This is a genomic window from Agrobacterium sp. GD03872, assembly GCF_029840625.1.
GTDB lineage: Bacteria > Pseudomonadota > Alphaproteobacteria > Rhizobiales > Rhizobiaceae > Agrobacterium > Agrobacterium fabrum_A.
The window spans coordinates 1-2,899 of sequence record NZ_JAOCCY010000037.1 but is presented as its reverse complement, the minus strand read 5'-3'; the positions used below and the strand labels follow the sequence as shown (position 1 = coordinate 2,899).

The window sequence follows — 2,899 nt, the reverse complement described above, 5'->3', positions numbered from 1 at the left end:
ATGCTTGCGCCATCGGTGCTGTTATTGCTGGTGTGGATGATCGTGCCTCTGGCGATGACGCTGTGGTTCTCGTTCCAGAACTACAATCTCCTCAACCCGGCCAATGTCAGCTTTGCCGGCCTGTTCAATTACCAGTATTTCTACACCGACCCGGCCTTCTTCCAGTCGATCTGGAACACGCTTTTGATCGTCGGCGGCGTGCTTGCGATCACCGTCATCGGCGGCATCGCCATTGCGCTGCTGCTCGACAATGACATTTTCGGCCAGGGCATCGTGCGCATCATGATCATCTCGCCCTTCTTCGTCATGCCGCCGGTGGCAGCTTTGGTGTGGAAGAACATGATCATGCATCCCGGTTACGGCGTGCTTGCCGATCTGTCGCGCTTCTTCGGTTTCCAGCCGGTCGACTGGTTCGCGCAGTTTCCGCTGCTCTCCATCATCATCATCGTCGCCTGGCAATGGCTGCCGTTCGCGACACTGATCCTCTTGACCGCCCTGCAGTCGCTCGATGGCGAGCAGAAGGAAGCCGCCGAGATGGATGGCGCCAACTTCGTCAACCGCTTCGTCTACCTGACCCTGCCGCATCTGTCGCGCGCCATCACCGTCGTCATCCTCATCCAGACGATCTTCCTGCTCGGCGTTTACGCGGAAATCCTCGTCACCACCAATGGCGGACCGGGTTATGCTTCGACCAACCTCGCCTTCCTCATCTATCGCACCGCGCTTCTCGGTTACGACGTCGGCGGCGCTTCGGCCGGCGGCATCATCGCCGTCATCCTCGCCAATATCGTCGCCATCTTCCTGATGCGGGCGGTTGGCAAGAACCTGGATCGGTAGGGGGTATGACAATGGTTCTATCTGCGGCATCAGCGCCCCACCTCCCTCATTCCTGTGCTTGTCACAGGAATCCAGCCAGCCCAAGTCCTTGGGCTGAAACAAAGTCCCTCCGTCGCGCAGACGCGCGCCGACTGGATTCCTGTGACAAGCACAGGAATGAGGGAAGTGGGGATGCATCCGTCTCCATACCAAAACGGCCCCACGCTTTTGCCGCTATCGCTTCAGGGGAGGTCTAATCATGGCCCGCAAGACAACCACACGTGCGAAGATCGGCTTTTCCATCGCGGCCTGGGCCGTGGCGCTGCTGCTGTTCTTCCCGATCCTCTATGCCTTCCTCACCTCGATCAAGACCGAGCCGGAAGCAATCGCCGGCTTCAGCCTCATTCCCTCGGGCACGCTTGAGAATTACGTGACGGTCCAGACCCAGCGTGATTACTTCAAGCCGTTCATGAACTCGGTGGTGCTGTCGCTCGGCTCGACGATCATCGCGCTGATCATCGCCATTCCCGCCGCCTGGGCCATGGCGTTTTCGCCGACCAAACGCACCAAGGACATTTTGATGTGGATGCTCTCCACCAAGATGATGCCGGCCGTCGCCGTCTTGGTGCCGATCTATCTGATCTTCCGCAATGCCGGCCTGCTCGATACCCGCATCGGGCTGACCATCATGCTCACCTTCATCAACCTGCCGATCGTCATCTGGATGCTCTACACTTACTTTCGGGAAATCCCCGGCGAGATTCTCGAAGCGGCCCGCATGGATGGCGCATCGCTGTGGAACGAGATCGTGCATGTGCTGACCCCGATGGCGGTGCCCGGTATCGCCTCGACGCTGCTTTTGAACGTCATCCTCGCCTGGAATGAAGCCTTCTGGACCATCCGGCTGACGACCACCAATGCCGCGCCGCTGACGGCCTTCATCGCCTCCTTCTCAAGCCCACAGGGGCTGTTCTGGGCAAAACTCTCGGCCGCCTCGATGATGGCGATCGCCCCCATTCTCGTCATCGGCTGGTTCTCGCAGAAACAACTCGTGCGCGGCCTGACCTTCGGCGCCGTGAAATAAGGAACACAAATATGGGCAGCATTTCCCTTCAGACCGTGTCCAAGGTCTTCGGCGAGGCAAAAGTCATCCCGTCGATCGATCTCGATATCAACGACGGCGAATTTGTCGTCTTCGTCGGCCCCTCCGGTTGCGGCAAGTCGACATTGCTGCGGCTGATCGCCGGGCTGGAGGATGTCTCCGGCGGCAGGATCACCATCGACGGCCGCGATGTCACCGAAAAGGCCCCGGCCGAGCGTGGCCTTGCCATGGTGTTCCAGTCCTATGCGCTTTATCCGCATATGAGTGTCAGGAACAACATCGCCTTCCCGCTGAAGATGGCCAAGCTCGACAAGGCGGTGATCGATAAAAAGGTCGAAGACGCCGCCCGGGTGCTGAACCTCACCGATTATCTCGAACGCCGGCCCTCGCAGCTGTCCGGCGGCCAGCGCCAGCGTGTCGCCATCGGCCGCGCCATCGTGCGCGAACCGAAAGCCTTCCTGTTCGATGAACCGCTCTCCAACCTCGATGCGGCGCTGCGCGGCACCATGCGGCTGGAAATCTCAGAACTGCACAACACGCTGAAGACAACGATGATCTACGTCACCCACGACCAGGTGGAGGCCATGACCATGGCCGACAAGATCGTCGTCTTGAACCGCGGCAATATCGAGCAGGTCGGCTCGCCGATGCAGCTTTACCGCTCCCCCGCCAACCTCTTCGTCGCCGGCTTCATCGGCTCGCCGCGCATGAACCTCATCACCGGCGACTACGCCCGCAGCAAGGGCGCCACCACCGCCGGTGTGCGGCCCGAACATCTGGTGCTGTCGAAGGAAAGCGGGCTGTGGCAGGGCAAGGTCACGGTTGCCGAACATCTCGGATCGGATACGTTCCTGCATCTCGAGGTCGATGGCATCGGGCCGATCACCGCCAGAACCGACGGCGAGTTCGAATGCAGGCATGGCGATACAGTCTTCATCACGCCGGATGACACGAAGATACACAGGTTCGATGAGAAGGGTA

General features: G+C 60.0%; 3 protein-coding genes. All 3 read left to right on the top strand.

Features of this window, described 5'->3' with window-relative positions; translation table 11 throughout:
* The coding region (locus N5D22_RS27080; protein WP_279659004.1) for a sugar ABC transporter permease at positions 1-837 on the top strand (837 nt) is incomplete at its 5' end.
* Positions 838-1,075: 238 nt separating this feature from the next.
* The gene (locus N5D22_RS27075) at positions 1,076-1,900 is read left to right on the top strand and encodes a carbohydrate ABC transporter permease (protein WP_080837073.1); all 825 of its coding nucleotides are present in this window, start codon (positions 1,076-1,078) and stop codon (positions 1,898-1,900) included.
* 11 nt (positions 1,901-1,911) lie between these two features.
* A partial coding sequence (locus tag N5D22_RS27070) for an ABC transporter ATP-binding protein (protein ID WP_279659003.1) occupies positions 1,912-2,899 on the top strand: 988 nt, incomplete at its 3' end.

Coding starts and splice junctions, on each gene's coding strand:
- N5D22_RS27075 (WP_080837073.1), top strand. CDS start 1,076: ATGGCCCGCAAGACAACCACACGTGCGAAGATCGGCTTTTCCATCGCG.